General features: G+C 36.4%; 6 protein-coding genes and 1 pseudogene. 5 read left to right on the plus strand and 2 right to left on the minus strand.

The window, feature by feature from the left end; translation table 11 throughout:
• Window positions 1-449 precede the first annotated feature (449 nt).
• From A9G30_RS12110 to A9G30_RS12120, 3 genes are all read left to right on the plus strand, one after another.
• Complete coding sequence (locus tag A9G30_RS12110) at window positions 450-1,865, plus strand: hypothetical protein (protein WP_141672110.1); 1,416 nt, start codon at window positions 450-452, stop codon at window positions 1,863-1,865.
• Between the two features lie 392 nt (window positions 1,866-2,257).
• Window positions 2,258-2,995, plus strand: coding sequence for a carbonic anhydrase (locus A9G30_RS12115; protein ID WP_065589116.1), 738 nt, complete (start codon window positions 2,258-2,260; stop codon window positions 2,993-2,995).
• A gap of 593 nt (window positions 2,996-3,588) precedes the next feature.
• Entirely contained in the window at window positions 3,589-4,287 is a 699-nt protein-coding gene (locus tag A9G30_RS12120) for a hypothetical protein (protein ID WP_065589117.1), read from the plus strand.
• Between the two features lie 100 nt (window positions 4,288-4,387).
• Here the strand turns inward: A9G30_RS12120 and A9G30_RS13410 are convergent, their stop codons facing one another.
• A complete protein-coding gene (locus A9G30_RS13410) occupies window positions 4,388-4,516 on the minus strand; it encodes a hypothetical protein (RefSeq protein ID WP_255305784.1) in 129 nt (42 codons plus the stop codon).
• Window positions 4,517-4,677: 161 nt separating this feature from the next.
• Between A9G30_RS13410 and A9G30_RS12125 the strand changes: the two genes are divergently transcribed.
• Window positions 4,678-4,905 (plus strand): hypothetical protein, encoded by a 228-nt coding sequence (locus A9G30_RS12125; RefSeq protein WP_065589118.1) that lies wholly within the window; start codon window positions 4,678-4,680, stop codon window positions 4,903-4,905.
• A gap of 181 nt (window positions 4,906-5,086) precedes the next feature.
• Window positions 5,087-6,486, plus strand: a pseudogene (locus tag A9G30_RS12570) (IS1182 family transposase).
• Window positions 6,487-6,519: 33 nt separating this feature from the next.
• Here A9G30_RS12570 and A9G30_RS12140 read toward each other — a convergent pair.
• Window positions 6,520-8,115: an ABC-F family ATPase gene (locus A9G30_RS12140; protein ID WP_065567197.1), complete on the minus strand. Its 1,596-nt coding sequence runs from the start codon at window positions 8,113-8,115 to the stop codon at window positions 6,520-6,522.
• Window positions 8,116-8,160 lie beyond the last annotated feature (45 nt).

Here is an 8,160-nt window from a genome sequence, read left to right on the forward strand (position 1 = left end):
TTATTATGTTTTTACCTTGTTGTTTTTTACAAAAATCAAAAAAATTTCAATCCCTTAAAGCTTTCTCCAAAGCTTAATATGTTTTTTTTACATTCCTTTACAAAAAATCACAAAAAAAACTAGCCAAGCTTTTTTTTAACATTATAATTTTAACGGTAAAAATTAAATTAGCTTTTTTACAGGCTAATAATCATAAAAAATAAATAAAACAATATTTTATTTGTAAGGTGGGATGTTATGCAGTATAATCTTGGACAACAGACAACAGACAACAGACAACAGACAACAGACAACAGACAACAGACAACAGACAACAGACAACAGACAACAGACAACAGACAGGGCAAGCCTATGCCTTAAATTTATCCAACAATTGCATTAGCCGGTTTTTTACACTTCGCTCGTTTATATCATCAAAATTATCCACCAAATTATTTAAAAAAATCCCGTTGGCATTAGCGCCAGTATTGTTATTGCCGTATTCGCAAGGTTCGCAAGCATTAACGGTACATACTAGCCAAGTGATTCAAGGTAGTGCCCCGTATTTAACGTTTGATGGTGGTAAAACCAAAGTGACCACAACAACGGAGTTATTAGGTATTAAATTATCGGATGGTCGAGAATTCACCCCTACAACCAATAGTTCATCACCCGCAAATCCAATTGAGTTACCTGCAGTGGGTCAAAGCTTTGCTGATATTCAAATGTTAGTCCCGCCATCAACTAATTCTGTAAGTTTAAATGAGTTAGTAACAAACTATAATTATTGGGGCGATGATGATGGCGATGGGCAGGAAGCAGGAGAGATAACCGCAACAGGGAATTTAGCGGTTAGTATTACAGATAAGAATGGTAAAACAGTGAATCGTAGTGAAGTATTAATGATATGTAATGCGCCTTATAAAGTGGTAATAAGTAGCGAAGAGGGTAGTTTAAGTACCCGTTACGGCGTTCCTAATAGTAGTACTTTCACTGGTGACACAGCAACATATTATATTAATCCAAAATCATCACCATTTATTTGCTTTGCAAGACCAGATGTAATAGCCTCAACGGAAACTTGGATACACGGCATTAAGCTTGACCATAATGGTCCGGCTACTGTCTGGAATCCAGATAAAGGTTTTCTTACTCAGTCAATAAATCCATCATCTTATGGTCTTAATTTTCCGACAACAGGAGTTGATGGTTTCTATTTTGATTTAGATATAGGTGGAATTGATGCCAGTCAACTAACGTGGTTACCCGTTACGCATGGGGGAATAACCGCTACTGTAACAAGGGCGTTACCAAATGCAGTTGATTATTGGATATCCGATCATTCAGTACCAGTAACGCGTGTTACGTTAAAAGGTCCAGAGGCAAAGAGCCAATTGAACAGTCCTCATCCTAGTCCAATTACTAAGCCAAATTTGCCGCAGACATTTGAGTTAGTGGGTAGAGATAGTCGTGGTAATACAGTAGTAAAATATGGATTTGTATTACAGAAATGGTTCGTTAACGGAGCTAAAAATAAAAAAAGAATTTATTCTGAAGCAGAAACTTGGTGTCGTGGTTTAGGTTATCGTGTGCCACAGATAAAGGAGCTAACTAACGCCGTCTGTTCTGGTTTGGGTGCACAACCGCGTTGTCAGGGTGCAGTTGGAGGCAAACCATCATCAAATGGAAATTATTTTCAGCGTCAAATAGGAGCTGGAGTCATGGCTGAGTGGGGCAGTGAAGGGGGGTACAACAATGGCACAATATATTCTTGGTCGAGTGACAAACAAGGAGATCATAGGCTAGCTGCGCACTGGCTTAACGGACCAATATTGGGGATAGAAGAAAACGGAACCTACGGTGGTATCGATTGCGTCACTCCTTAGCATTAAGTACCTAATTGTAGGTCGCAGTTGGGGTTATGGTGCAAATCAAGGACAAGCCATCAAAAGAACCAAGCCCCGCATAAGGCGGAGTGCTGAGCGGGGTATCTAGCAAACTTGTACTTTAATGACGGAAAGTCAAAAAGCACTTCCCCGGATGACGATGCCTAAGCTGTGAAGCGTTACTCAACATAAACAATTAGACATTATCATAATAAAAATTGAGTAAAATTAGTACCAGAAAAACAGCTATTTTTTAGCTGGTTTTTTTGTATAAATGTCAAACGATTTTTTTATAAAAATATCAAAAAGTGATGATGTGTGATTGTAGTAAGGTGGTTTTTTGTGGCGTATAATTTGGTTACCCATAAACAACTTTCTAACGTAAAATCAACATGAAATTTAATGTAATTATTGCAGCCTTAATGGCAACCAGTTTATCTTGTGCTGCTGTAGAGCCTGCTCCGCATTGGGATTATGAAGGCGAATTTAAACCCGAAAATTGGGGAAAACTTTCACCTGAATTTTCAACCTGTGAAAACGGCAAAAATCAATCGCCGATCAATATTGAACATGTACTAAAAACCCATCATGATAAACTTAAACTGGCGTTTAAACCCAGCAAGCAAGAAATCATCAACAACGGCCATACCATTCAAATCAATGTTAACGAAGGTAATACCTTAGAAATTGATAATGAAATCTTTACGTTACAACAATTCCATTTTCATGCACCAAGCGAAAATATGATTAAAAGTAAACCCTTTCCGATGGAAGCTCACTTTGTTTATAAAAATGACAATGGTGACTTAACGGTTGTTGGTCTTATGTTTAATAGGGGAAAATCTAACCCCGAATTAGCTAAAGCTTGGCAACATATTCCGACACAAGTAGGAAACACTGCGACATTAAGTCAGTCGGTTAATATTAAGGCATTATTGCCAAATAGATTAGATTTTTACCGTTTTAGCGGCTCACTAACAACACCGCCTTGTACGGAAGGTGTGAGATGGATTATTTTAGAACAAGAAAGTAGCGCATCTGCCAAACAAATTGAAAAATTCCACTCAATCATACATCATGATAACAACCGTCCAATTCAGCCTTTAAATGGTCGTGTGATAGTTAATTAATATTTTTTGGCTCTATCGGTGAAAGCGAATAGAGCCAATAATTAGTGGACTTATCACTTATAACACACATAAAATATATAATGTATTTTTAATGGTTTTTTGTCATTAAACATTACACGAATAACGTATAAAAATTTTACGCTATCATCAAATAATATGAATATCCATGTCAAGGACGTTGTTTATATCAGAAAAAACAATGCGCAATGTTATTCGATTAAGTTAACAATTCCACCTGTATTTAATATAGTTGAAGCAGAGAAATAAACTTAGCTATTAATAAATAAGCCGATATAATAAAATGACTTAATAGGATTAAGCTCTTTTTTATTGTTATTTACCTATAGCGGTGGTGGAAGCGACATTTAAAACGATTAAACGGAGTTTATAAAGGTCAATTCCTCATCTCGACTATGGAGTTATAACATTCTTTTTCTGCATATGCATATTGGTATAATAATAACAGAGTTATATTCGTCGTTAGGCTACTTGCCTACAGTTGAGTTTAAAAAACAGACAGCTCTTAATTTTTTGATTGAATATATGTTGCCATTTCAGAATTTAAAAGAGCTTAATATAACAAGGAGAATAAAATGTTTAGTGCATTACATCCATATAATAATAAGCTAATTTCTTATACGGAATACCTAAAATTTGCATTAGATCATAATTTTCAAAAACCTAATGATGCGCCAGGTGCTCGCTGTCCTGTTTGTGAAAGGCGTCTGAAAGTCAGAGCAGGAAAACAAAAGGATGATGGGCATTTTTATCACAATGATGAATATTATTGCCCAACAAAAGAAGCAAATAAAAGATCCTACGGTAACTTGCCAATAACAAAACAAAACGCAGAAATACGACAACAAAACCTTAATTTTGCTAAAGAAAATATAGGTAAAATTTGGGAAAGGTTGAAAGAAATTATTCCATTCTTTGACTTTTCAGAGTTTTTGTCAATTCTTAATGAAGCAAAAAAACTCAATATTTACGAATATACAAATCTTAATCCACAACTCTTACCCTATATTTATGTAACCCTAATAAACTATTTGCCAAGTAAAAGTTATAATAAACAACGAAAATTAAAGTTTTGCTTTTTCTATGAAGCGAGAATTAATACTTATGAGGATTTATGGATTAATCAAGGTGCATTTTCTCGCTTAGTTAGGATCTCATATAAAAATGGTAGTACACAAAAAGTAACTATAATTGAAACAAATACTGATTACCTATCAAAAGAGCAAGTTATTTTAAGTGAAAAACAGCTAGAATTTTTGAAAAAAAAAGTATAACTATGAATGAATAGCCCTATATAGGGGCTTTATTAACGCTCATATCTAATTTTTATAAACCCGTTTTTTCCACGCCAAATCATTAATTCTTTGAATTGCGCTATATAAGTTGAGCGTTATAGGCTAGTCTTACTTTGTTTTTATTGTTATGCGCTAATACTACTTCAATCATATCGGGTTTAAGTTTGGCTTCGTTCATTGATGGTAATAGCGATAGAGCGTAAGCCATGTGCTACTAGCTGACCTCCGTAGCCTATACGCTTGCGGCGTTAGTTTTTGGGGATTAAGTGGTTCATTATGTTTAATACAGTTAGGAGACACATATTCACTATTACTCCCTAGTAGTTTTTGTGCTAATAACCTTAAAGTTTCATTGGATAACCGTACATTGTGGGCTTTTGGGGCTTTCATTTGTTCAGTAGAGATATGCTTTTTCTCAATAAGTATCAAGTTAATAATGATTATGTTAATTGGTTGAATTTCGTAAAAGAAAATGTATTTAAGGCTGGTGTGGCGGAGCTTCTTAATTTAGTTTATGATTCAAACGAAGAATTGGGCTGTAAAGCAGAAAAGGAAAGCTTAGGCTACAATTCATCCCGATTACATCCAGATATTTAAATCAAGTTTTAGTGCATATTATGAAAAAGCTTGATATTTATGATGAATTTAAATTAGATATATCTGAATTGTATGTTAAATAAAAATTTATTTATAAATTTCAGATTGATGACAAAGAGCTCGCTTTTTGGCGAGTTCTTTGATCTAATAGAGAGGAGTCCATTATAAGAGGAATTCTTCTATGCTAAAAAAACCAACTCCAGCGACACCAGAAAAAAATAGAGCAAATCTCGCTAGATGCGCTTGTCCCTCAAAATCATCTTGTTCGTAAAATAGCTAAAGTCATTGATTTTGAATTTATTCGAGAAGCGGTAGTATCATTTTATTACCATAATAACGGTCGTCCGGCAGAAGATCCGGTCAGACTGTTTAAAATCATGCTATTGGGGTATCTTTCCGGTATCCCCAGTGAACGTCGTCTGGTTCAGGAAATTCAGGTCAATTTAGCTTACCGCTGGTTTCTGGGAATGGGATTAACCGAAAAAGTGATTGGTGCCTCAACACTTAGCCAAAATCGTCGCCGTCGGTTTAATGACAGTGAAATCTATCAACAGATTTTTGATAATATTGTTGAGCAGGCCATTTCCAAAGAGTTGATAATTGGTCGGGTATTATATACGGACAGTACTCACCTGAAAGCAAATGCCAATAAAGGCAAGGCACGTAATGAGCAGCGTATTGTTGAGCCCAGTCAATATATTGATGCGCTTAATCAAGCCATCAACGCAAAAAGAGAATTAAACGGGAAAAAGCCTTAAAGCCATCGACGGTAGAGAAATACAAGGATGTTAAAGTCAGTACAACAGCTCCGGACAGTGGCTTTATGCATCGGGAAGGCAAGCCTAAAGGATTCTTCTACTTAGATCACCGAACGGTTGATGGCAAACATAATTTAATTACCGATACCTATGTCACAGCCGGAAATATCCATGATCCCCAGCCTTATATGGCTCGATTAAAACGCCAGTTAGAGCGGTTTGGCTTTAATCCGGTTGGTGTCGGTCTTGATGCGGGTTATTTTACGGCTCCCATTTGCCATTTACTGCTGGCAGAGCAGATATATCCGGTGTTGGGTTATCGTCGCCCCACCCATGGTGCGAATCCCATCAGAAAAAAGCAGTTTATCTATAACCGTCAAAACGATACTTATACTTGCCCAAACGGGCAAACATTAATATATAAAACTACCAGCAGGGAAGGTTATCGTCATTATCATTCTGATGCAACAACCTGCAAAATCTGTCCGTTATTGTCACAGTGTACACAGAGTAAAAATACACAGAAAGTCATCACACGGCATATCTGGGAAGCAGATAAAGAAAAAGCCAACGAGATTCATTTAAGTCAGTGGGGTAAAAAAGTCTATGCTCGGCGAAAAGAAACGATAGAGCGCAGGTTCAAATGCAGTGTTTATTGGCTACAACGGCTCAAAATATCAAGAAAATAGCGATAAAGTTATTTTTGTTACGTTTTTTTAGGCTATTTTTTAATTTATTTAATAAAATCCAAATTAAAAATCCTATTTATGGTTTAAATAAAAAAATAAACCCCGAATTATATCGAGGTTTGTCATCAATCTGAATAGCCACATTTAGTGGCTATTTTTATTAATGGCTATGATTCAATTCCTTGACTACGCAGATAATCTTCATAATTACCCGTATAATCGTTCACTTTTTCAGGTGTAATTTCAACAATTCGAGTCGCTAAGGAACTTACAAACTCACGGTCGTGTGAAACAAAAAATAGTGTGCCCTGATAAAGCTCTAATGCCATATTGAGTGATTCAATTGATTCCATATCAAGATGGTTTGTTGGCTCATCCATGACAATAATATTCGGGCGTTGCATCATCAATTTACCAAATAACATGCGTCCCTTTTCACCACCAGATAGAACTTTAACTTGTTTTTTAATATCATCTTGCGAAAATAATAAACGCCCTAAAATACTACGTACCGCTTGCTCATCGTCGGTGGGTTGCTTCCATTGACTCATCCAGTCAAATACGGTTAAGTCTTCATCAAATTCATATTCATGATCTTGCGCGTAATAACCAATATTGGCATTTTCTGACCATTTGATCTCGCCTTGTTCTGGTGTCAGTTCGCCCATTAAGGTTTTTAGTAGGGTGGTTTTACCGATACCGTTAGTCCCTAAAATTGCGACTTTCTCGCCCACTTCAACCATTAATTTAAGATTTTTAAATAGTGGACCGTTGTCAAAACCTTTCGTCAGATTTTCAACAACAAGGGCATTGCGAAACAGCTTTTTATCCTGTTCAAAGCGAATAAATGGGTTTTGACGGCTGGAAGCTTTGACTTCTTCAAGTTTGATTTTTTCAATTTGTCTGGCGCGTGATGTCGCTTGCTTGGATTTAGAAGCATTGGCACTAAAACGACTTACAAACGATTGCAATTCACTTATTTGTGCTTTCTTTTTGGCATTGTCAGCTAATAAGCGCTCTCTGGCTTGAGTTGACGCGGTCATATAATCGTCGTAATTACCAGGATAGACACGCAATTCACCATAATCCAAATCGGCCATATGGGTACAAACCATATTTAAAAAATGGCGGTCATGCGAAATAATAATCATCGTACTTTCGCGTTGATTTAACGTCTCCTCAAGCCAACGGATCGTATCAATATCTAAGTTATTGGTTGGTTCATCAAGCAATAAGATATCAGGATTTGAAAATAGGGCTTGGGCTAACAATACCCGTAACTTCCAACCTGGCGCGATTTCACTCATTAGCCCGTAATGTTGTTCAATGGGGATACCAACACCTAATAATAATTCGCCAGCACGAGACTCAGCGCTATAACCATCCATTTCAGCATATTGAATTTCTAAATCAGCCACTTTAAACCCGTCTTCTTCGCTCATTTCCGGAAGCGAGTAAATACGATCGCGTTCTTGTTTGATTTGCCATAATTCGGTATGCCCCATAATGACGGTATCAAGTACGGTAAAATCTTCAAAAGCAAACTGATCTTGGCGTAATTTACCTAATCTTTCATGTGGATCGAGCGATACATTACCCGATGTCGGCACTAGATCACCACCAATAATTTTCATAAAGGTCGATTTACCACAGCCATTAGCACCGATAAGCCCATAGCGATTACCGTTACCAAATTTAACCGAAATGTTTTCAAATAATGGCTTACTGCCAAATTGCATTGTGATGTTATTTGTACTTAACACTAAAATTTACTCTCTTTAAAATGCGTTTTGCTCAAAAGCAATAAT

Source organism: Gilliamella sp. Fer4-1, assembly GCF_001690515.1.
Classification (GTDB): Bacteria; Pseudomonadota; Gammaproteobacteria; order Enterobacterales; family Orbaceae; genus Gilliamella; species Gilliamella apicola_C.